We start from the raw sequence: 22,213 nt of genomic DNA, 5'->3' as shown, positions 1-22,213 counted from the left end.
ACCATTCCCGAAAGGAAGCCCATGCCCAGCCTCGTCCTGATCCGCCACGGCCAGTCCGCCTGGAACCTGGAAAACCGGTTCACCGGATGGTGGGACGTCAATCTGACCGAGCAGGGGATCGAGGAGGCAAAGGCCGCCGGGCGGATGCTGGCCGACAAGGGGTTCGATTTCGACCTGGCATTCACCAGCATGCAGACGCGCGCGATCAAGACGCTGAATCTGGCGCTGGAGGAGATGGGGCGGCTGTGGTTGCCGGTGGTCAAGGACTGGCGGCTGAACGAGCGGCATTATGGCGGCCTGACCGGGCTGAACAAGGCGGAGACGGCGGCGCGCCACGGCGAGGAACAGGTCCATGTGTGGCGGCGCAGTTTCGATGTGCCGCCGCCGCCGATGGAGGCCGGCAGCGCGTTCGACCTGAGCACCGACCGCCGCTATGCCGGGATTGCCATTCCGTCGACCGAAAGCCTGAAGGACACGATCGCCCGCGTCCTGCCCTATTGGGAACAGGTGATCGCGCCGGAACTGCGCGCGGGCAAGCGGGTGGTGATTTCGGCGCATGGCAATTCGCTGCGCGCGCTGGTCAAGCACCTGTCCGGCATTTCGGATGCGGATATCGCGGCGCTGGAAATCCCGACCGGGCAGCCGATCGTCTATGAACTGGATGACGCGCTGGGGGCGACGGACCGCTATTATCTGAGCGAACGCTGACCGGCGGCGGCCCCGATCCGTCATCCCGGCAAGGGAGGAAGCGCCGGGATGACGGGGGACGAACGGACGATCCCCAGGGGGATGAAGGGACCGTCCGGCGACCTGCGTGAAGCGCAGAGTTCAGGCGGTGGCGGGTGACGCGGCGGGCCGCAGGAAATTGAACACCGAATCGATGAACTGAATCGCGCGATCGGTCAGCTCGATATGCGGCGCGCCCTCTCCGCCGGGGACCAGGGCGATCATGCCGTCATCGACCAGCCGGTCGAGCACCAGCGCGAATGCACCATCCGGCACCGCAATTTCGTCGCGCACCTGCGCCGGGGTCATCGCCGTCGCCTGTTCGCGCGCGATCGACAGCCGCAGCAGGATATCCCAGCCAGGCTCACCGAAATAGCCGCCGGGCGCATGGGCATCGCGCCAGCGGCGGAATTGATAGACCTCGGCCGGGGTCGAAATGGGCTGACCCACCTCGCCCGCGCTGTGCGCGTGCATGAGTTTCAATGTTCTCGTCCTGATGGATGGCGACAGGGTGCCGCAGTGCCGATCCGTAGTGCCGGCCGGTTTCTCGCTGGAAACAGGGTGCGCTTAGCGGATGAGGCGGCCGCCGTCATGTCCCGTAGGTGCGGGACATTAACCCTGTTCGACCGGGGTTTTTGCGGGTTGGGGCCATAGGCCGGGCCAATCCCCGTTGCTCTTGGCCGGAAGCCCGGCTAACCCGCCGCCCGTCAGGCGTTTCCTGCCGCGGTGAGGGGAAGACAGATGGCCGATCGCCAGCCGCTGGTCGGCATCATCATGGGCAGTACATCCGATTGGGAGACGATGCGCCATGCCGCCGACGCGCTGGCCGCGCTGGCGGTGCCGCACGAGGTCAAGGTGGTGTCCGCCCATCGCACGCCGCAGCGATTGTACGATTATGCCCAATCCGCCGCCGACCGGGGGCTGAAGGTGATCGTGGCCGGCGCAGGCGGGGCGGCGCACCTGCCTGGCATGGCGGCGGCGATGACGCACCTGCCCGTGCTGGGCGTGCCGGTGGAATCCAAGGCGCTGTCGGGCATGGATAGCCTGTTGTCGATCGTGCAGATGCCGGGCGGCATTCCGGTGGGCACGCTGGCGATCGGCAAGGCGGGGGCGACCAATGCCGGCCTGCTGGCCGCAGCGATCCTGGCGACGCAGGACGAGGCGCTGGCCGAGCGGCTGAAGGCATGGCGGGCTGCGCAGACCGACAGCGTGGCGGATGCGCCGCAATGAACGGTGCGCTTCCCCCCGGATCGACCATCGGCATCATCGGTGCGGGCCAGCTGGGCCGGATGCTGGGCGTGGCGGCGGCGCAGCTTGGCTATCGCGTGCATGTGTTCGCGCCCGCCAGCGGCCCGGCGAACGATATCTGCAACGCGTTCACCAAAGCAGCCTATGACGATGCCGACGCGCTGGCCGGATTCGCCCGCGCGGTGGATGTCGTCACCTACGAATTCGAGAATATCGAGGCGGGGCCGATCGCGGCGCTGGCCGACAGCGTGCCCGTGCGCCCCGGCGTCGAGGCGCTGCGCACCGCGCAGGACCGGGTGCTGGAAAAACGGTTCGTCGAGGCGCTGGGCGGGCGCGCCGCCCCCTGGAGGATCGTCGAGGATCGCGCGGCGCTGGACCGGGCGATTGCGGATATCGGGACGCCGGCGATCCTGAAGACCAGCCGCTTCGGCTATGACGGCAAGGGGCAGGCGCGGCTGATGTCAGCGGCCGATGCCGATGCGGCGTGGGCGGCGATTGGTGGACAGCCCGCGATCCTGGAGGGGTTTGTCCGGTTCGAGCATGAATTTTCGATCCTGCTGGCACGCGGCGCCGATGGTGGGGTGCAGGGTTATCCCCCGCCGCTGAACACGCACCGGGACGGCATCCTGGCAACGTCCGCCGTGCCCGCGCCCGCGCCGGTCGCGGCGCAATGGACCGAGGCGGCGGCGCTGGCCGGACGGGTGGCGGAGCGGCTGGGCTATATCGGCGTGCTGACGCTGGAATTCTTTTGCGGGCCGGACGGGCCGGTGTTCAACGAAATGGCGCCGCGCGTCCACAATAGCGGGCACTGGACGATCGAGGGCGCGGAAACGTCGCAGTTCGAAAACCATGTCCGCGCCATCTGTGGCCTGCCGCTGGGGCCGACGGGCCTCACCGGCCAGGGCGTGACCATGGAAAACCTGATCGGCGAGGATGCGCGCCGCTGGCCCGAACTGATGGCCGAACCGGGCGCGCACCTGCACCTGTATGGCAAAGTGGAGATCCGTCCGGGCCGCAAGATGGGCCATGTAACGCGCGTCGTGCGCTGATCAGCGGCCAAGTGCGTCCACGGCGCGGTCGCGCAGACGCTCGATCGCAGCGGCATGGATGCCCGGCGCGGCGGCAATGACGCCGAACGCCTGACCACGGGGCGTGTTGAACCGCAATTTCCGCCCCAGTGCATCGGTGACCAGCGCGCCGGCCTCTCGCGCGATCAGCACGGCGGCAGCGATATCCCATTCATGGCCCCAGCGGATCGTGGCGAGCAGATCGGCATCGCCGCCCGCAACCATCGCGATGCGCAGCGCAATGCTGTTGGGCTTTTCCACCGCGACCAGATCGCGGTCGGCGCTGGGCAGCGTGTCGGCGGGAACGCGCGCGCCGGGCAGGTCGGTGCGATCCGAAGCGCGCACCGGCACATCGTTCAGCACGGTGCCGCGGCCTGCCCGGGCCAGCCACAACTGGCCAGTGACCGGGGCATAGAGCGCGGCGACCAGCGGCTGCTCCCCCTCGACCAGCGCGACCGATACCGCCCAGCCGGGGCGGCGGCGAATGAAATCGCGGGTCCCGTCAATCGGATCGACCACCCAGACCCGCCGCCGCATCAGCCGGTCGGACCGGTCCAGCGTTTCTTCGGACAGCCAGCCGGCATCGCCGTCGATTGCCGCCAGCGACCGCTTGAGATGATCGTCCACCTCAAGATCCACGTCGCATACCGGCTGGCCCGGCGATTTTTCCCAGGCGTTGAACGCGCCCTGCCAGCGATCATGCGCCAGATCGCCGGCCGTGCGGACGGCATCGGCGACCGCGCGGGTCAGGGCATCGCCGCCGCCGTCAGCCACTCGCCACCGTCATCCCGTCGATGCGCAGGGTGGGGACGTTGATGCCATAGCGGAATTCAAGGTCGTTCGCCGGGGTCAGCGCCAGGAACATCTGTTTCAGATTGCCTGCAATCGTGATTTCCTGAACCGCCGGGCCGATCTGCCCATCCTCGATCAGGAAGCCGGAAGCGCCGCGACTGTAATCGCCGGTGATGCCGTTCACCCCCTGACCGATCAGTTCGGTGACATAGATGCCGCGCCGCACATCGCCGATCAGCGTTTCGGGCGGGATGGTGCCGCCTTCCAGATGCACGTTGCTGGCCGTGACGCCCGGCGGACCGGACAGGCCGCGCGTGGCATGGCCGGTGGGTTCACGGCCGAGCTGACGCGCGGAGGCGGAATCCATCAGCCAGGTCTGAAGCACGCCGTGATGGACGATGGCCAGCGGCGACACCGGCAGCCCTTCGCCATCGAAGGGGCGGGAGCGCAGGCCATGCGGGCGATGGGGATCGTCCATGATCGTGATCCCGGCGGGCAGGATGGGGGTGCCCAGCGCGTCGATCAGAAAACTGGTGCGCCGGGCAATGGCCGACCCGGCAATCGCGCCGATCAGATGACCGATCAGGCTGGACCCGACGCGGGGATCGAACAGCACCGGCATGGGTCCGCTGTCGATGCGGACGGGCGCGCGGCGCGCCACCGCCCGTTCACCCGCTCGCGCGCCGACCAGCGTCGGCGGCTCCAGCATCGATTGGTGACGGGCGGTGTGATGCGCGTAATCGCGGTGCATCCCGGCATCGTCGGCGGCAAGCACGCTGGCCGATACGGAATAGCCGGTGGCGGCATAGCCGGCGGCAAAGCCGTGGCTGGTGGCAAGGGCGGTGATGCCGCGGCTGGCGCTGGCCCCCGCCCCTTCGCTGTTGGTGACGCCGGCAACGGCGCGGGCCGCATCCTCTGCCGCAAGGGCGCGCTCCTTCAGCACCGCCGGGTCGGCATCGCCGCCATCGTCGAGGTCGAGCAGCGGGGCGTGCCCGTGCATCAGCCGCTCTGCCGGCGCAAGGCCGGCCCAGTCATCCTCCGGCGCCAGCCGCGCCATTGCCACGGCGCGTTCGGCCATCGTGCGCAGAGCATCAGGGCCGAAATCGCTGGTCGAAACGCTGGCCGACCGTTTGCCGACAAAGACGCGCAAGCCAAGTTCCGCGCCCTCCGACCGGTCGACATCCTCCAGCACGCCAAGGCGCACCGACGCGCCGATCGCGGTATCGGCGGCGATCAGCGCATCGGCGGCATCGGCGCCCGCGCGGCGGGCGGCATCGACGGCGGCGCTGGCCTGCGCCACGGCCTGTTCAATCGTCAGCATCGGTTCGACATAGGGCGCTGCGGCCCATCCGCCAATGGTTCAGCCGCGCTTGCGCGCCTGGGTATAGGTGCCGAGCAGCCGGACCCATTTGGAATGGAAACGCAGTTCATCCAGCGCGCGGTCGACGGCGGCATCGCCCGGACGCCCTTCGATGTCGCAATAGAATTGCGTGGCGGCAAAGCTGGCCCCGGTCTGATAGCTTTCCAGCTTGGTCATGTTGACGCCGTTGGTCGCAAAGCCGCCCATCGCCTTGTACAGCGCGGCGGGCACGTTCTTCACCTCGAACACCAGCGTCGTCATGTGCGGACCAGCAGGCTGCACATCCGGTGCCTGACGCGCCAGCACGACGAAGCGCGTGGTGTTGTGATCGGCATCGGCAATGTCGCTGGCCAGTACCTCAAGCCCATAAAGCGCGGCGGCCCCCGGCGGGGCAAGGGCGGCAAGCGCGGGATCGCCGGATGCCGCGACCAGCGCGGCCGCCCCGGCGGTGTCGGCATAGACTTCCGGTTCGATGTCGTGACTGCGCAGCCAGTGGCGGCACTGGCCCAGCGCCTGTTCATGGCTGATCGCGCGGCGCACGCCCGCCACGGGGCCACGGCCGAGCAGCGCATGGCGGATCGGCAGGAAATGTTCGCCGGTGATGACCAGGCCGGATTCGGGCAGCAGGAAATGGATGTCGGCAACGCGCCCGTGCAGCGAATTTTCGATGGGGATGATCGCGCAGTCCGCGCGCCCGTCGCGCACGGCGTCGATCGCCTCCAGAAAGCTGAAACAGGGCAGCGGCGCGCAATCCGGAAACGCTTCCAGCGCGGCGACATGGCTGTTCGCGCCGGGTGCGCCCTGAAACGCGACGGCGCGCGCCGGATCGGCCAGGGCGGCGGCGGTCATGCGCTGAACCAGCGGACGGGCGGGGGCGGCGAATTGCTGCATCGACGGCGCGATTAGCCCCCACCCCCCGCCGGCGCAAGACGCGGGCAGGATCCCGGGCCGGCGCGGCAAAGCCACGGCTTGCGGTGCTGCACCTGCGTCGGTAAGGGATCACCCGACCTACTTTTCTTCATGCGGGACAACGCACGGAACATGGACAATCAGACGAACACGATCGCGGGTTGGGTGCTGGCGGGATGCGCAGCTGCGCTGGGCCTGTCGATCGCGAGCGGCATGATCTTTCACGGTGAAGCCCCGGAAAAGCAGGGCTATCCGGTTGCAGCGGCCGAGGATGCCGGTGGCGGCGGCGGCGGCGGTGCGGCCGAACCGCCGATCGCGGCGCTGCTCCAGACGGCCGATGCCGCCGCGGGTGCCGAGGTGTTCAAGAAGTGCGCGGCGTGCCATTCCGTGAATCAGGGCGGCGCCAACGGCATTGGCCCCAATCTGTGGGGCATTATGGGCAAGCCGCATGCGGCGGTTGCGGGCTTTGCCTATTCCGACGCCCTGAAGGCCGTCGGCGGCAACTGGGACTTCGATGCGATGAACCAGTGGCTGAAAAGCCCGCGCAAATATGCCGAGGGCACCAAGATGACCTTTGCCGGCCTGTCCAAGCCGGAAGACCGCGCCAATGTCATCGCGTATCTGAATTCGCAGGGGTCGAACCTGCCCCTGCCCGCCGCCCCGGCTGAAGGCGCGGCTGCCCCGGCCGGCGATGCCGCTGCTGCTGATGCTGCCCCCGCCGACGCGATGGCCAACGCCGCCCAGTAAGGCGCGATCCCGTTTCCCTGTCACCGCCGCACGCGTGGCGATGACAGGGACGGTCGATGTTACTGCGCGGCCTGGGCCATTTTTTCGCGCATCGCATAATAGCCCTGGATGTAATCCCATCCTTCCTGCGCCGTTTCAACATAATGGAACAGGTCGAGGTCGCGCGGCGAGATCACGCCTTCTTCGCACAATGCCTCGAAATTGATGACCCGTTCCCAGAATTCGCGGCCATAGAACAGGACGGGCATCCGCTCGACCTTGCCGGTCTGCATCAGGGTCAGCAGCTCGAACGCCTCGTCAAAGGTGCCAAAGCCGCCGGGGAACACCGCGACGGCACGCGCGCGCAGCAGGAAGTGCATCTTGCGCAGCGCGAAATAGTGGAACTGCATCGACAGCGCCGGCGTCACATAGGGATTGGGCGCCTGTTCATGCGGCAGCACGATGTTGAGGCCGATGGATTCGGCCCCCGCCTCGCACGCGCCGCGATTGGCCGCTTCCATGATCGACGGACCGCCGCCGGAGCACACGACGAACTGGCGCGTGCCGTCGGCGTCGACCGGATAGGCGCTGGCCAGCGTGGCGAGCGCCTTTGCCTCGTCATAATAGCGGGATTTGGCGACCAGCCGCTCCGCAATGCGCCGCGCCTGATCGTCGCTGGCCAGATTAAGCAGCGCCTGCGCCTTGGCCGGTTCGGGGATGCGGGCCGAGCCATAGATGACGAGGGTGGAGCCGATCTTTGCCTCGTCCATCACCAGCTGCGGCTTGAGCAGCTCAAGCTGGAAGCGGATGGGGCGCAAATCCTCGCGCAACAGGAAATCCATGTCCTGAAAGGCAAGGCGATAGGAGGGATGCTCCGTCTGCGGCGTATGGGTGCCGCAACGGGCGGTTTCGGCGTCTTCTTCAGCGCGGCGAAACACGCGCTTTGGCAGTTGGCTTTCAGTCATTGGCTCTAGCTAGGCGATCGTTCCGCCCGCCGCCAGCCATCCCGCCCGATTTTCAGGTGACCGGCACCCCGGCCCGCCCGGCCAGATCCACGACATAATGCCAGGCGACCCGGCCCGAACGCGCCCCGCGCTGCGTTGCCCAGCGGATCGCGTCGGCATCGTCGGCAACCAGGCCCAGCGCCGCGGCATGGGCATGGACCACCGCCAGATACTGATCCTGATCCACGGCATGAAAGCCGAGCGACAGGCCGAACCGGTCGGCCAGCGCAAGTTGATCATCGGCGGTGTCGCGCGGATTGATCGCATCCGCCTCTGCCGCGAAATCGCGAGGGACGAGGTGGCGGCGGTTCGACGTGACGACCAGCCGGGCATTGTCCGGCCGGGCAGCGGCCCCGCCCTCCAGCAGCGAGCGAAAGGCGCGGCCCTCGCCTGGCGCGTCAAAGCCCAGATCGTCGATGAACAGCACAAAGGCGCGCGGCACCGCGCCGATCAGCGCGAACAGCCGGGGCAGGGTGGCGATGCGCGCCGCGCCGACATCAATCATGGCGATATCGGCGCCCGTGCCCTGAAGATTGGCGACGACGGATTTGACCAGCGCCGATTTTCCCGTGCCCCGCGCACCCCAGAGCAGCACGTCCTGAGCCGCAGCACCGCCAGCCAGGCGGCGCAGATTGGCGAGCAGCAGGTCGCGCTGACGATCCACCCCGACCAGCCGGGCGAGCGGCAGCGGCCGGAACGCAGCGATCGCCGACAGCGACGCACCGTCCCAGCCATAGGCGGGATACGCAGCCGGATCCGCCATCGGCGCGGGCGGCGGGCTCAGCCGTTCAAGCGCGGCAGCGATGCGGGCGATCGGATCGGTCATGACGGCCGCCCTCCTAGCCCGCGTTCGCCGAACCCTCAAGCAAGCCCGGCGAGCAGCGCCTCTACCTCTGTCCGGTCGACGAAGCGCGGATCGGCGATCAGCGCGCGCAGCAGGGTTGCGGCCTCTGTCCGGCGGCCCGCCCCGGCATAGGCCTGTGCCAGCCGCCAGCGCAGTACCGCCTGATCCGGGGCAAGCGCCACCGCCTTTTCCAGGATGGGTACCGCACCGGCAGCATCGCCCGCGACCAGCCGGGACAGGCCAAAGGCATGGACGGCCACGGCATTGGCCGGGGCAAGGGCATAGGCCCCCTCGCCATAGCGGCGGGCGGCATCGGCATCGTCCAGCCCGGCATATCCCTGTGCCAGCGCGGCGAGCAGGGCGGCGTCGCGATTGCCGATGCGGAACCGGATATCCTCAAGCGTTGCCACCGCATCGTCATAGCGCCCGGCGGCAAGCTGGCGATCGGCAAGCAGGCGCAGCGCCATCAGGTTGCGGGGATTCTGCGCGACGAACCCGGCCAGCACCCCGGAGGCGCCGGCGGCATCGCCGGTCCGTTCCATCGCCTCGATCAGGCGGAGGAGGGCGGGCTGATCGAACCGGATGGCGGCGGCGCGGCGATAGGGCGCGAGCGCATCGACCGGCCGGTTCAGCGTCATCAACACATCGCCGACCAACAGGAACGCGCCGGGCGCGCCGGGATTGTCCGCCGCCACCCGCTGTGCCCGGGCCAGTGCATCGGCCGATCGTCCGGCCTCGATCAGCGCGCGGATATAGGGAATGGCGACATCGGGCCGGCCGGGCGCTTCATCCGCCGCGGCCTGAAGCACCGCCAGCCCGGCATCGCTGGAAAAGGGCGCGGGCGCAGCGCGCACCGGCCAGGCGGCGCGATCCAGAAAGGCGCCCGCCTCTGCCCGCTCGCCAATCCGTTCGAGGCCGCGACCAACCAGTTCCAGCGCATAGCTGTCGGCATCGGCACGCAGGACCAGCGGGCGCAGGACGCGGACGGCGTTGCGCGCGGCATCGACCCGCAACAGGCTGGCCGCGAACAGGCGACGGACGTTAAGGTTCATCGGCTGCTGATCGATCAGCTGACCGAGCTTGGTCGCGGCCTGTTCGTTCGCTCCGGCCTGCATGTCCAGCGTTGCGGCGAGCAGCAGCCCGCCGGGCATGGCCAGCACGCCCGGGCCGCCGCGTTCCAGCACCGAACGGGCCAGTGCATAGCGCCCGGCACGGGCGGCAAGCAGCGCCTGAAGATAGAAGACGCGGGGACTGGTCGGGCGCGCCTCTGCCGCGCGGCGGGTCATCGCCAGCATCTCGACACTGTGCCCGGTGTCGCCAAGCGTCGCGGCCAGTTCGATCAGCGCATCGTGATGATAGCCGTCGATCGCCACCGCCCGGCGGAACCAGGGGATGGACGCGACCAGCCCGGCCTGCTGGCGGACCAGTTCGCCGCGCAGGACCAGCGCGTTCACATTCTGCGGCCGCAACGTGACGGCCCGGTCGGATGCGGCGAGGGCACCGACCAGATCGCCGGCGACAAAGCGGAACCGGCCAAGATCGGTCCAGGCATCGGCGTCGCGCGGGGCAGCGGCCACCGCCTGTTCCAGGTTAGCGCGCGCCGCCGCCAGATCGCCCAGCGCCAGCATGGCCAGCCCGCGCATCCGCAGGGCATAGACGCGGTGTTCGGGCAGCGCCTGACCCACCGCCTGCAACGCGGCGCGGCCGTCGCCCTGGAGCACGATGGCATGGGCGCGCAGATGCTGGACCCCGGCAAGCGGCGTCCCGGCAGCAACGGCGCGTTCCAGTTCGCCCTCTGCCTGTGCCCCCTCGCCCAGCGCCAGATGGGCACGGGCCAGGGCCAGATGCGCCGCCGCCATGTCGGGATTGGCGCGAACGGCCTTCCACGCCCAGGCGCGCGCGCCCGTGGCATTGCCCGCCGCCATCAGCCGGGCGGAACGGGCAAGCTGATCGCGCGCCGCGCCGTCATCGGCGCGAACCGGCGCGGCCACCACGGCCAGCAGCATGGCGAGCGGGGCAAGAACCCTAGGGCTGAAGGTCATAGGCCTTGATCAGGTCATAGAGGGTCGGGCGGCTGATCCCCAGCAGCTTGGCACTGCCGGAGATATTGCCATTGGTGCGGGCAAGCGCGCGCCGGATCGCCCGGCGGTCGGCGATTTCGCGCATCGCCTTCAGGTTGATGGCGTCATCGCCCTCGCCCGGTTCGGCAAGGTCGAGATCGGCGGCAGTGACGCGCGCGCCATCGGCCATGATGACGGCGCGCTTTACCCGGTTTTCCAGTTCGCGGACATTGCCGGGCCAGCCCCAGGCGTCGATTGCGGCAAGGGCATCGGGCGTGAACCCCTTGACCGCCGCATTCATCGACGCGGCATGCTTGCGCAGGAAATGGCGGGCGAGCAGGCCGGCATCGCCGGTGCGTTCGGCCAGCGCCGGGATGGGCACGACGATTTCGGCCAGCCGGTAGTACAGGTCTTCGCGGAAACGGCCATCGGCGACCATCGCATCGACGTCCTGATGCGTGGCGCACACGATGCGGGTATCGACCGGGATCGCGCGGCGGCCGCCGATGCGTTCGATCACCCGTTCCTGCAGAAAGCGCAGCAGCTTGACCTGAAGCGGCAGGGGAATGTCGCCGACCTCGTCCAGGAACAGGGTGCCGCCATGCGCCTGTTCGATCTTGCCCTCCGTCGTCTTGACCGCGCCGGTAAACGCACCCTTTTCATGGCCGAACAGCTCGCTTTCCAGCAGCGTTTCGGGAATGGCGGCACAGTTGATGGCGACGAATGCGCCCTTTGCCCGGCGGCTGGCATCGTGCAGGCCGCGCGCCAGCAATTCCTTGCCCGTGCCGCTGGCCCCCAGCAGCATGACCGAAACATCAGCGGCGGCCACCCGTTCGATGGTGCGCGTCACCTTCTGCATTTCGGGCGCGGCGGTGATGATGCCGCCGATCGAGGCCCGGTCGCCGTCAGGACGTTCGCGCAGGCGGCGATTCTCCGCCTCCAGCGCATGGACGTGAAAGGCGCGCGCAACGATCAGGCCAAGCGCGTCGATGTCGATCGGCTTGGCGTAGAAATCGAATGCGCCCATGTCGATCGCCCGCAGCGCGCTTTCCCGCGCGCCATGGCCGGACGCGACGATCACCTTTGCATCGGGTTTCAGGGCCAGGATATCGGCAAGCAGGGCAAATCCCTCTGTCGTGCCGTCCGGATCGGGCGGCAGGCCAAGATCGAGGGTGATGACGGCCGGTTCCTCTGCCCGCAACGCGGCAAGCGCGCTGTCCCGGTCGCCCGCAACCGTGACCTGATAGCCGTCATAGGCCCAGCGCAGCTGCCGCTGCAGGCCCAGATCGTCCTCAACGATCAAGAGACGGGGGGCATCGGCGCTCATGCCGCTTTCTCCATGCTGGGCGTGTCGGTGATGGCGGCGGGAACGGCATCGGCACGGGCCAGTCGCACGCGAAAGCGGCTGCCGATGCCGGGGGTGCTGTCCACATCGATCCGGCCGCCCATCGCCTCGACCAGCTGGCGCGCCTCGAACGCGCCGATGCCGAAGCCGGTCGGCTTGGACGAGACAAAGGGCCGGAACAGCGAATCGCGGATAAAGGCGGCGGTCATCCCCGCGCCCGAATCGATGACGTCGATCCACACATGGTCCTGCGCCTCGCCCAGCCGCATGGTGACGGGCGTGCCGGGCGCGCTTGCCTCGACCGCATTCTGGACCAGATGGGCGAGCAGCTGTTCCAGCCGCTGCGGATCGGCCAGCGCGACCGGGTGGCTGTCGCCGTCCAGCACGATGGGCTGACCCGGACGGCGGGCGATCACCGCATCGATGACCGGGCGCAGCGATACCGCGCCCATCGCCTCTGCCCCGCCGCCACGCTGCTGGTGCGACAGGCGGGCGATCAGATCGGTCATCCGGCCGGCCGAATCGCGCAGCGTGGCGATCATGTCGGCGCGGAATTCGGGGTTGTCGGCATGGCGTTCGGCGTTGCGGGCAACCAGGCTGAGCTGGCTGACCAGATTCTTGATGTCATGCAGGATGAAGGCGAAGCGGCGGTTGAATTCGTCGAACCGGCGCGCCTCGGCCAGCGCATCCTGAGCCCGCGCCTCGGCCAGATAGCTTGCCGCCTGACGTCCGGCGACGCGAAGCAGGTCGAAATCCTCCCAGTCCAGCGCCCGGTCGAGCGGCGGCCGGGCGAGCAGGATCGCGCCCGCCAGCGTGCCGACATGGGGCAGCGGCACGATGATCCAGGCATCGGATTCGGCAAGGATCCAGGCCGGAACGGACGGGTCGCTGCCCGTCCGGCGTACCGCATCCAGTTCGACGATGCGCTCGTGCGTATCGGCCGGGACGATCATCGACGCAGGGTCGACAACCGGCAGCGACCAGCGCCAACCCGAGGCGACGGACAGGCCATCGCCGGCCGGCAGCAGCAGCAGGCCAGCCGGGGCATCGACCAGATCGGCCACGGCCTTGACCACCCGTTCGTCCAGGGTGGCGCCGCTGTCCGGCTGGCCCAGCGTTTCGGTGAACCGCTGCCATTCGACGCGATAGTCATAGCGGTGGCGGAACAGGTGCTTGGCAAGCTTGACCCGCACCCAGGCACGCAGCCACGGGCTGGACAGGAAGACGAGCGTTGCCGCCGTGGTGCCGAACACGAACGCGGCCTGACCCAGGCGCGCATGGTCGCCGCCGAGCACCGCAATCAGGCTGAGCGCGGAAAGAAGCAGCGTCAGATAGACGATCGCACCGAGCAGCCAGAGCGACTGCATCAACGCGGTGCGCGACACCTGAACCCGCCGGTCGGTGCGCGCGATCAGCGACAGGGCAAGCGCCGCCGCAATCATGCCCATGGCGATGCCGCGCGCCGCCAGCAATTCGTCCGAAACGCCGCCCGCCGCCAGATGGAGCAGCGCGCCGTTCGCCTCGATCAGCCAGAGCACCGATGCCGCAGCGATCACCGCGCGGCCCCGGCCCATCGTCGCGGCGCGATAGCCATTGAGGAGGAGGACGAGCGCCGCCACCGACACCATCAGGTTCAGCGCTGCCGACGCATTCAGATAGGCATCGGCCGTGGCGGGCGAAGCAGCCGTGGCGGCCAGCGCGACCATCATCTGCGTCCCCTGTATCAGCAGGACGACCAGATAGACGAGGCCAAGCGCGGCGGGGGGACGCGTCAGCGCAAGGCGATGGACCAGCGCGGCAAGCAGCAGCCAGGCCATGCCGCGCGCACCGGCCGCCAGCCGGGTGCCAAGCTCCACCGGGCCGACCCCCGCCACCGCCAGCGCCCAGAGCGCAGTCAGGGCAAGCGCGGCGACCAGCGCGGGCCGCGGGACGCCGGGCACGGGCCGGCGCAGCGTCGCCAGCGCCAGGGCGGCAAACAGCACCGCAGCACTGGCATGGCCCCAAAGGATGATCGCGGCCATCATGCCCGCGTCACCGCGCCCCTTCCGGCCACAGGACGACGCGCACCGTCTGAATCAGGATCAACAGGTCGAGAAAGGGCGAATAATTCTTGGCGTAATAGAGGTCGTATTCCAGCTTTTCGCGGGCATCCTCGACCGACGCGCCATAGGGGAAATTGATCTGCGCCCAGCCGGTAATGCCGGGTTTCACCATGTGGCGTTCGGCATAATAGGGCAGTTGCTGTTCCAGATCGGACACGAATTGCGGCCGTTCGGGGCGCGGGCCGACAAAGCTCATTTCGCCCTTCAGCACGCTCCAGCACTGGGGCAGTTCGTCGAGGCGCGTCTTGCGGATGAACCGGCCGACACGGGTGATGCGGGGATCGTCCTTTTCCGCCCAGACGGCGTTGCCTGCCACTTCGGCATCGACGCGCATCGAGCGCAGTTTCAGGATGTTGAACGGCTGTCCGAACAGACCGACCCGGCGCTGGCGGTAAAAGGCCGGACCCTTGCTGTCGAGTTTGACGAGGATCGCGGTCAAGAGGATCACCGGCCCGGCCAGCGTCAGCAGCAACAGGCTGGCCGTGACGTCGAACAATCGCTTGAACAGGCTGGACAGCATCCGGCCCGACGAAAAGCCGTCGGAAAAGATCAGCCAGCTGGGATTGACGCTGTCCAGATCGACCCGGCCGGTTTCGCGTTCCAGAAAGCTGGAAATGTCGTTCACATGGACGCCGGTCGTCTTGATGCGCAACAGGTCCTTGAGCGGCAGGGCGTTGCGACGTTCCTCCAGCGCCAGCACGACTTCGGCGGCGTTGAGCAGCACGACATGATCGGCCAGGTTATAGATCGCATCGCGCGCGATCGCTTCGGGAATGACGCGGTTCGTCTCGCTCATCGCGACATAGCCGACGACGACGAAGCCCGCCCCGCGGGAGGCGGCGAGCCGTTTCAGCCGCTGGGCGCGCGGCCCGGCACCCAGCACGACGACCCGGCGCTTGAACACCTGTCCGCCCAGCGTCTTGCCCAGCAGGATGCGCATCAGCGTCAGCATCACCACCGCCGCCGACATCGCGTAGAGCAGATTGGAGCGCCAGAAGGTCAGCACCGGCACCAGAAAGAAGATCACCGACAGAAAGATGATGCCGAGCGATACGGCCACGATCAGCCGGGCGACCGCGACGCGCAGCGATTGCAGCGCATCGGCGCCATAGACGCCGACCGCGATCATCGCGACCTGAAGCGACAGGGCAAAGCTGAACAGTTGCGGCAGGCGGGTGTGCAGCGGTTCGACCAGCATGTCGATTTGGCCCGCCCGGACGACCCAGCCGATTTCCGCTGCGATCAACAGCAGGATGAGATCGAACAGGCCAAGCAACAGCACGGCATAGGGAACATAATGCTTGAACAGTCTGATCATCGACCCGTCCGATGCGCTTCACTGTCAAATCCGCCGACAGTCGATCCGGCTGTCGCAGAAATTGACAAAGAAAAGCTGAATCGGCGCAGATGGGCCTGCAGACGGCGTCAGGCGGAGCGGCGGCTTCGCCATTGATCGGCGGTCTGGCCCCAGGCATCGACCTGTACCGCCTCATGCGGCGGGGGCAGCGAAACCGGGCCGCCATTCGTCGACCCCAGGCGCCGGGCCAGCGCGATGGAGCGCAGATTGTCGGGGGCGATGGTGTGGATCACCCGTGTCCAGCCCAGCACATCGACGGCATAGTCCATGCACGCCATCGCGGCCTCATGGGCATAGCCGCGACCTGCGAAACCGGGATGGACGCCCCAGCCCACCTCTGTGCCCGGCCAGCCTTCGGGCTGCCAGGGGCCGATCCGGCCGACCCAGCGCCCGGTGTCGCGTTCGATGACCGAAAACATCGCAAAGCCGCGAATGTCCCAAGCACCGCGCATGGTGCACAGTTCCCGCCACGTCACCGCGCGCGATTTGACGCCGCCCAGAAAGCGGATGGCGTCGCCATCGGCATTCATTTCCGCCCAGCCATCCAGGTCCGACGCCTCCGGCAGGCGGAGGATCAGTCGCTGCGTGGCAAGGACGGGCGCGGTCACCGGCCGAAGCGATCGCGCAGGGCGAGCATGGCCAGCGCCGCCTTGGCCGCTTCGCCGCCCTTGTCCTTTTGCGCGGGATCGGCGCGGACCAGCGCCTGCGCCTCGTTCTCCACGGTCAGGATGCCGTTGCCGATGGCGACCCCGTCCATGGTCAGCGCCATGATGCCGCGCGCGCTTTCGCCCGCCACGATTTCGAAGTGATAGGTTTCGCCCCGGATGACGACGCCGATCGCGACATAGCCGTCATAATCGCCCGACTGGTCGGCCAGCGCGATGGCACCGGGGATTTCGAGCGCGCCGGGGACGGTGACCGTTTCATGGTCATGGCCCGCCGCCTGGATCGCGGCACGGGCGCCGGCGAGCAGCAGATCGTTGAGATGATCGTAAAATCGCGCCTCGACGATCAGAAACTTGGCCATGGGATGCTCCTGCAACAATAAGGTTGGTTCCGGCCGGTCCGGGTCGACCGGACAGCGGCGTCAGGGTTCGACGTCGATCGGCCGTTCGCCGACGATGGACAGGCCATAGCCGTCAAGGCCGACCAGCGTGTGATGCGTATTGCTGAGCAACACCATTTCCTCGACCCCCAGTTCGGTCAGGATCATCGCGCCGACGCCGTAATCGCGCAACTCTTCCATATCCACCTCGGTCCGGGTGCCGGCGCGGCGCTCCACCGCCATGGTAAAGGCATCGCTGCGCGGCTTGTTGATGACCACGACCACGCCGGCCCCGGCCTCTCCGATGATCTGCATCGACCGTTCCAGAAGGCCGCCCCGATCCCCCGCCTCGCCGAACAGGTCGCCAAAGGGGGACAGGGCGTGCATCCGCACCAGGGTGGGGGTGGCCGGATCCACCTTGCCCTTCAGCAGCGCGACCTGTTCGGTGCCCGCCGCCTTGTTCCAGAAGGTGATGACGCGCCATTCGCCGCCCCAGCGGCTGGTGAAGCTGGTTTCCGCGCGCCGTTCGACCAGATGGTCGTGGCGGCGGCGATAGGCGATCAGATCGCGGATGGTGCCGATCTTGAGCTTGTGCAGCCGGGCAAAGGCGACAAGATCGTCCATGCGGGCCATGGTCCCGTCATCCTTCATGATCTCGCAGATCACCCCGGAGGGGTTGAGCCCGGCCAGTCGGGAGACATCGACCGCCGCCTCGGTATGGCCGGCGCGGACCAGCACGCCGCCCGGCCGCGCGACCAGCGGAAAGACATGGCCCGGCGTCACGATTTCGTCCGCGCCCTTCGACGCATCGATGGCGACAGAGATGGTGCGCGCCCGGTCCGCCGCCGAAATGCCCGTGGTGACGCCGGTCTTTGCCTCGATCGAAACGGTGAAGGCCGTTTCGTGGCGGGTGCCGTTGGCGCGGCTCATCAGATCGAGGCCAAGCTGATCCACCCGGTCCTTGGTCAGCGACAGGCAGATCAGCCCCCGGCCGTGCGTCGCCATGAAATTGATCGCGGCGGGCGTCGCCATCTGGGCCGGGATGACCAGATCGCCTTCGTTCTCGCGGTCCTCGTCATCGACCAGGATGAACATCCGGCCATTGCGTGCCTCGTCGATGATCTCCTCGATCGGGACCAGGACGGGCGTGTCGTCATTGGCGAAGACAAAGGATTCGAGCTTGCGCAGCGTGTCCGCGGTGGGATTCCAGTCGGGCTGTTCCAGATCGCGCAGGGTGTTGGCATGAAGCCCGGCTGCGCGAGCAAGGCCGGAACGGGACATTCCCCCCTCCACCACCAGCTTGCGGACACGGGCAATCAGATCAGTGGACATCGGACGTCGCTCCAGAACGGAAGCCGCGCCACTATCACATCATAATGTGATTTTCCAGAATAGATTCACATTGCCGGGTGAAGGCGATCCTTCATCCGCGCCAGATAGCGGGCCAGCACGTCAATCTCGATATTCACCGCATCCCCGGGTTGCAGCGTCCCCAGCGTGGTGACCGACCAGGTATGGGGAATGATGTTGACCGACACGTCCGAGCCATCGGCCGTGTCCGCAACCTCGTTCACGGTCAGCGACACGCCGTCGATGGTGATCGACCCCTTTGGCGCGACAAAGGGGGCAAGCGGTTCGGGCAGGCGAAAGCGGACGCGGTGCGATTCGCCATCGGGGGTCACGTCGATGACGCTGGCCACGCCATCGACATGGCCAGTCACGATATGCCCGCCCAGTTCGTCGCCCAGGCGCAGGGCGCGCTCAAGATTGAGGCGGCGGCCGGCAGTCCACATGCCGGATGCCGTCTTGCTGACCGTTTCGCCGGACACGTCGAACCGCACCCGGCCCGGCGCCTTGTCCACCACGGTCAGGCAGACCCCCGAACAGGCGATGGATGCGCCCAGATCGATGCCGGCCACGTCGTAACCGGTTGCCACGGTGACGTGCAGGTCGCCCGTCGCCTCAACCGATTCGATCGTGCCGATATCCGTGACGATGCCCGTGAACATGGCTGCACTCTCTCCGTTATCGCGCCCGCTGGTAGAGCTGCATGATGTCGCTGCCAAGCATCCGCTGATCGAGCAGGTGCCAGCGGCCGTGCGCGGCGGACAGGTTACCCAGACCCAGATCGGGCAGGGTCCGGCCCCCGCCGATCAGGATGGGCGCCCGATAAAGGAGCAGGCGATCGACCAGATCGGCCGACAGGAATGCCGCCGCCGTCTGCATCCCGCCTTCGACCAGCAGATGATTGACCGGCAGGCCGGCGATCGCCCCGGGCGATGCCAGCGTTTCCACGCCCTCCAGCGCCGCGCCGGTCAGCACGTAACGAGCGGGCGAACGGTCGTGCAGTCCGGGCAGCCGGACGTCGAGTGCCGGGCGATCGGTCAGCCATGTGCCGCGCCCGACCAGGATCGCGCCATGCCGTGCGCGTTCCAGATGGGTGTGCGCCCGCGCCTGTGGCCCGGTGATCCAGCGGCTGCTGCCATCCGCCATTGCGGCTGCACCATCCAGCGACAGGGCAAGTTTCAGCGTGACCAGCGGACGGCCCAGCACCTGACGCGTCAGAAACCCCGCCATCGTCTGCGCCGCCGCCACCGCGCCGGTGCCGATATCAACGGCAATCCCCGCATCGCGCAGCCGGGCATGGCCGCCGCCGCTGACGCGCGGATCCGGATCACCCATCGCCGCGACAACGCGGGCGATGCCGGCGGCCAGGATCAGGTCCGCACAGGCCGGGCCGCGGGGGGAGAGATGGCAGCACGGCTCAAGCGTGGTGTAGAGCGTGCCGCCGCGCGCGGCATCGCCCGCCTGCGCCAGCGCCATCGCCTCTGCATGGGGCCGCCCGCCCGGCTGCGTCCAGCCGCGCCCGACCACCCGGCCATCTGGGGCAAGGACGATGCAGCCGACATTGGGATTGGGATCGCTGAGCCCGCGGGTCCGGTCGGCCAGCGCAATGGCCGCCGCCATCGTCCGCTCATCAACCGCACCCCCCGGCACCCGGTTCAGAGCCCGAACCGGCTGAGGCCGTCGTCGATCTTTTGCCACTCGCGGCGGCGCTTTTCCTTTTCGGCGTTGATCTTTTTCAGCCGTTCCAGCTTTTCCGCCTCGTCCACCTTTTGCTGGGCGGTAATTTCGGCATCGGACCGGTCAAGCCGCCAGTCCTTCACATAGACGATCTCGCGCTTGTACGGCTTTTCCCATTTGCTGTCCTGAACGAACCCGAACACGACCAGACCGGTCAGCGTGGCGGCCAGGCCCAGAAAGCCCCATTTGTGCGGAGCGGGACGGATCAGCATGTCATAGGCGTCGCGAAGGGCGCTGCGCGGCCGCACCTGTCGCATCATCCGGAAATGGTTGGGCGAAAGCATGGACAAAACATAGGGGCAGAGGCCGGCCACGACCAGCCCCCGCCCCCAAAACGGCCCGGATCAGTTGATCCGGAAGCGGACTGTCATCTGTTTCCACAGTTCCTGCGGCACGCCGTCGCGGGTGGCGGGGCGGAACCGCCAGCGGGCAAGCGCGTGGCGGCGCGTTGCCTGAAAGAAGCCGTCGGTATCGGCAGAGACGCGCTCCACCGCCTTCACCCGCCCATCGACGCCGATCAGGACGCGGACAGTGACAATCCCTTCTTCGCCAAGGCCAAGTTCGCGGCCTGGATAATCGGGCTGAAACGTCCCGGCATGACGGGGATCGACGGTTGCCCCGATCAGCACGGGGGCGGGCGGATCGACGACGGTGCCCGTGCCTGACCCTGTACCTGTGCCGCCCGACGTGCCGCCGGACGTGCCGATGGTCGGGCCGGTGGGCACAACCGTGGGTTCGGTGGGGCCGGTGATAACCGGGCCAGTCGGCGGCGCTTCGATCACGGGGCGGACAATGTCGATGGTCGATGAACGCGGGGGCGTTTCCACCGTCGGCTTCACCGGTGCCTGCTTTTCGACGGGCAGGGGCGGAGGCGGGGTTTCGATGGGGACGCGATAGGTTTCGATGGTGTCGTCGCCGCGCGGTATTACCGTGACTGCGCCCAATGTGGCGAGCGCGGCGATGATCCCGCCATTCACCAGCAACGCGGAACCCAGCGCCGCCGGGTTCAATCCCTTGTTACGGTCTGCATACATGGCTTCGTCTCCTCTCCAGTGGAGACGAGTGATGGTACAACATCACAGATCGCTGTCAAAGGCTTTCGCTATGACTGGACACAGGCGCAATCAATGAGCCGTCAGGCGGGCCAGTGCGCGATCCCGGCCGATCAGCGGCAGCAGCGCGCCCATGTCCGGGCCATGATCCCGGCCGGTTAGCGCAAGGCGCAGCGGCAGGAACAGGGCGCGGCCCTTTCGACCCGTCGACCCCTTGAGCGCGGCGGTCAGCTGACCCCAGGGATCCTGGTTCCAGTCCAGTGCTTCGGCGACCACAGCCGCCTCGGCCAGGAATCCTGCCTCGTCCGGCTGGACCGGGATGGCGATGTCGCCCGCAATCACTGGCCACCAGTCCGCCGCCTCTGCCACTACTGACAGGTTGGGCCGCACCGCATCCCATGCGGCGGCATCCATGCCAGCGGGCAGGCGATGGACAACGGCATCAAAGGGTAGCTGATGCACGATACGGGCATTGAGCTGCGCCAGTTCCTGTTCGTCGAACCGGGCCGGGGCACGGCCGAAACGCGCAAAATCAAAGCTGGCGAGGAGGGGCGCGGGATCGGCAAAGGGCTCCACCGGATCGCTGGTGCCGATGCGGGCCAGCAGCGACAGGATCGCCGCAGGTTCGATGCCCGCGTCGCGGAAATGATCGCAGCCGAGCGAGCCGAGCCGCTTGGACAGCTTGCCCTCCGCCCCGGTCAGCAGCGCGGCATGGGCGAAGCGCGGCGGGGCAGCGCCCAGCGCCTCGAACATCTGTACCTGAGCCGCGGTATTGGTGACATGATCCTCGCCCCGCGCGACCAGCGTGATGCCAAGGTCGATATCGTCGATCACGGAGGGGAGGAGGTACAGCCAGCTGCCATCCGCGCGGCGCACCACGGGATCGCTCATCGACGCGGCATCGAACTGCTGCGGCCCGCGCACGGCATCGTCCCATTCGATCGCGCCGTCGGCCAGACGAAAGCGCCAGTGCGGCCGCCGCCCCTCGCGCTCGAACGCCGCACGCTGATCGTCGGTCAGGCGAAGCGCCGCGCGGTCATAGACGGGGGGCAGGCCGCGCCCCAGCAGGATCTTGCGGCGAAGGTCCAGCTCTTCCGGCGTTTCGTAACAGGGATAGACCCGGCCCGCCGCCTTCAGCCGATCGAACTCCCGCTCGTACAGGGCAAAGCGTTCGGACTGGCGCACCTCTGCATCCGGGATCAGGCCCAGCCAGGCAAGGTCGGCGCGGATCGCATCGACATATTCGGCGCGGGAGCGTTCGGCATCAGTATCGTCGATGCGCAGCAGGAAGCGCCCGCCGCCCGCGCGCGCCGCCAGCCAGTTGTGGATGGCCGTGCGCAGATTGCCGACGTGCAGGCGGCCGGTGGGGCTGGGGGCGAAACGGGTCACGATGGTCATGATGCGCCCGCGTCTAGGCCGCAGCGGCCCGTGTCGCAATCGCCACTTGCCGGGGGGGCCACCCGCCGCCTAAAGGGCCGCTGTCAAAATTCCT

22 protein-coding genes are annotated in these 22,213 nt (G+C 68.0%); 4 read left to right on the top strand and 18 right to left on the bottom strand.

The features are described from left to right. The first annotated feature begins 21 nt into the window (after positions 1-21). Entirely contained in the window at positions 22-708 is a 687-nt protein-coding gene (gpmA, locus tag ACNI3Q_RS06195; protein ID WP_426274925.1) for a 2,3-diphosphoglycerate-dependent phosphoglycerate mutase, read from the top strand. 120 nt (positions 709-828) lie between these two features. On the opposite strand, the gene ACNI3Q_RS06190 is transcribed toward gpmA, so the two are convergent. Beyond that, positions 829-1,209, bottom strand: coding sequence for a hypothetical protein (locus ACNI3Q_RS06190; RefSeq protein ID WP_426274923.1), 381 nt, complete (start codon positions 1,207-1,209; stop codon positions 829-831). Positions 1,210-1,467: 258 nt separating this feature from the next. On the opposite strand from ACNI3Q_RS06190, the gene purE reads away from it, so the two are divergent. Both purE and ACNI3Q_RS06180 read left to right on the top strand, forming a co-directional pair. Next, complete coding sequence (purE, locus tag ACNI3Q_RS06185) at positions 1,468-1,956, top strand: 5-(carboxyamino)imidazole ribonucleotide mutase (protein ID WP_260020874.1); 489 nt, start codon at positions 1,468-1,470, stop codon at positions 1,954-1,956. Beyond that, positions 1,953-3,023 (top strand): 5-(carboxyamino)imidazole ribonucleotide synthase, encoded by a 1,071-nt coding sequence (locus tag ACNI3Q_RS06180; RefSeq protein ID WP_426274921.1) that lies wholly within the window; start codon positions 1,953-1,955, stop codon positions 3,021-3,023. The genes purE and ACNI3Q_RS06180 overlap by 4 nt, the downstream gene beginning before the upstream one ends. Here the strand turns inward: ACNI3Q_RS06180 and ACNI3Q_RS06175 are convergent, their stop codons facing one another. The 3 genes from ACNI3Q_RS06175 to ACNI3Q_RS06165 are packed head-to-tail and all read right to left on the bottom strand — an operon-like array spanning position 3,024 to position 6,084. After that, complete coding sequence (locus ACNI3Q_RS06175; RefSeq protein ID WP_426274919.1) at positions 3,024-3,815, bottom strand: 3'(2'),5'-bisphosphate nucleotidase CysQ; 792 nt, start codon at positions 3,813-3,815, stop codon at positions 3,024-3,026. It abuts the gene before it with no gap. Then, complete coding sequence (locus ACNI3Q_RS06170; RefSeq protein WP_426274918.1) at positions 3,808-5,154, bottom strand: TldD/PmbA family protein; 1,347 nt, start codon at positions 5,152-5,154, stop codon at positions 3,808-3,810. The genes ACNI3Q_RS06175 and ACNI3Q_RS06170 overlap by 8 nt, the downstream gene beginning before the upstream one ends. 39 nt (positions 5,155-5,193) lie before the next feature. Next, on the bottom strand, positions 5,194-6,084 hold the full coding sequence (locus ACNI3Q_RS06165; protein ID WP_426274916.1) for a prephenate dehydratase: 891 nt from the start codon (positions 6,082-6,084) through the stop codon (positions 5,194-5,196). A 150-nt stretch (positions 6,085-6,234) separates the two neighbouring features. Between ACNI3Q_RS06165 and ACNI3Q_RS06160 the strand changes: the two genes are divergently transcribed. Then, positions 6,235-6,849, top strand: coding sequence for a c-type cytochrome (locus ACNI3Q_RS06160; protein WP_426274914.1), 615 nt, complete (start codon positions 6,235-6,237; stop codon positions 6,847-6,849). 59 nt (positions 6,850-6,908) lie between these two features. Here the strand turns inward: ACNI3Q_RS06160 and ACNI3Q_RS06155 are convergent, their stop codons facing one another. The 14 genes from ACNI3Q_RS06155 to gltX form a co-directional block, all read right to left on the bottom strand. After that, on the bottom strand, positions 6,909-7,793 hold the full coding sequence (locus ACNI3Q_RS06155) for an LOG family protein (protein WP_426274912.1): 885 nt from the start codon (positions 7,791-7,793) through the stop codon (positions 6,909-6,911). A 52-nt stretch (positions 7,794-7,845) separates the two neighbouring features. Next, complete coding sequence (locus ACNI3Q_RS06150; RefSeq protein ID WP_426274910.1) at positions 7,846-8,658, bottom strand: DUF815 domain-containing protein; 813 nt, start codon at positions 8,656-8,658, stop codon at positions 7,846-7,848. A gap of 35 nt (positions 8,659-8,693) precedes the next feature. Beyond that, complete coding sequence (locus ACNI3Q_RS06145) at positions 8,694-10,718, bottom strand: tetratricopeptide repeat protein (RefSeq protein WP_426274908.1); 2,025 nt, start codon at positions 10,716-10,718, stop codon at positions 8,694-8,696. Then, positions 10,702-12,063 (bottom strand): PEP-CTERM-box response regulator transcription factor, encoded by a 1,362-nt coding sequence (gene prsR, locus ACNI3Q_RS06140; RefSeq protein ID WP_426274906.1) that lies wholly within the window; start codon positions 12,061-12,063, stop codon positions 10,702-10,704. Before prsR ends, ACNI3Q_RS06145 begins: the two co-directional genes overlap by 17 nt. Continuing rightward, positions 12,060-14,105: an XrtA/PEP-CTERM system histidine kinase PrsK gene (gene prsK, locus ACNI3Q_RS06135; RefSeq protein ID WP_426274904.1), complete on the bottom strand. Its 2,046-nt coding sequence runs from the start codon at positions 14,103-14,105 to the stop codon at positions 12,060-12,062. The genes prsR and prsK overlap by 4 nt, the downstream gene beginning before the upstream one ends. Before the next feature lie 7 nt (positions 14,106-14,112). Further along, positions 14,113-15,501, bottom strand: coding sequence for a TIGR03013 family XrtA/PEP-CTERM system glycosyltransferase (locus ACNI3Q_RS06130; protein ID WP_260020860.1), 1,389 nt, complete (start codon positions 15,499-15,501; stop codon positions 14,113-14,115). Positions 15,502-15,608: 107 nt separating this feature from the next. After that, on the bottom strand, positions 15,609-16,148 hold the full coding sequence (locus ACNI3Q_RS06125; RefSeq protein WP_426274902.1) for a GNAT family N-acetyltransferase: 540 nt from the start codon (positions 16,146-16,148) through the stop codon (positions 15,609-15,611). Then, positions 16,145-16,567, bottom strand: coding sequence for a 6,7-dimethyl-8-ribityllumazine synthase (ribH, locus tag ACNI3Q_RS06120; RefSeq protein WP_426274900.1), 423 nt, complete (start codon positions 16,565-16,567; stop codon positions 16,145-16,147). The genes ACNI3Q_RS06125 and ribH overlap by 4 nt, the downstream gene beginning before the upstream one ends. Before the next feature lie 60 nt (positions 16,568-16,627). After that, a complete protein-coding gene (ribB, locus tag ACNI3Q_RS06115; RefSeq protein ID WP_426274898.1) occupies positions 16,628-17,917 on the bottom strand; it encodes a 3,4-dihydroxy-2-butanone-4-phosphate synthase in 1,290 nt (429 codons plus the stop codon). 65 nt (positions 17,918-17,982) lie between these two features. Next, on the bottom strand, positions 17,983-18,594 hold the full coding sequence (locus ACNI3Q_RS06110; protein ID WP_426274896.1) for a riboflavin synthase: 612 nt from the start codon (positions 18,592-18,594) through the stop codon (positions 17,983-17,985). Between the two features lie 16 nt (positions 18,595-18,610). Further along, a complete protein-coding gene (gene ribD / locus ACNI3Q_RS06105) occupies positions 18,611-19,552 on the bottom strand; it encodes a bifunctional diaminohydroxyphosphoribosylaminopyrimidine deaminase/5-amino-6-(5-phosphoribosylamino)uracil reductase RibD (protein ID WP_426274894.1) in 942 nt (313 codons plus the stop codon). 35 nt (positions 19,553-19,587) lie between these two features. Beyond that, entirely contained in the window at positions 19,588-19,953 is a 366-nt protein-coding gene (locus ACNI3Q_RS06100; protein WP_426274892.1) for a hypothetical protein, read from the bottom strand. A 60-nt stretch (positions 19,954-20,013) separates the two neighbouring features. Beyond that, positions 20,014-20,703: an energy transducer TonB gene (locus ACNI3Q_RS06095; RefSeq protein ID WP_426274890.1), complete on the bottom strand. Its 690-nt coding sequence runs from the start codon at positions 20,701-20,703 to the stop codon at positions 20,014-20,016. A 90-nt stretch (positions 20,704-20,793) separates the two neighbouring features. Next, positions 20,794-22,119, bottom strand: a complete 1,326-nt coding sequence (gltX, locus tag ACNI3Q_RS06090; protein ID WP_426274888.1) for a glutamate--tRNA ligase — start codon at positions 22,117-22,119, stop codon at positions 20,794-20,796. Positions 22,120-22,213: the final 94 nt, after the last annotated feature.

Source organism: Sphingomonas eleionomae (genome assembly GCF_049889035.1).
GTDB lineage: Bacteria > Pseudomonadota > Alphaproteobacteria > Sphingomonadales > Sphingomonadaceae > Sphingomonas.
This window is presented reverse-complemented; position numbering and strand designations above follow the sequence as displayed.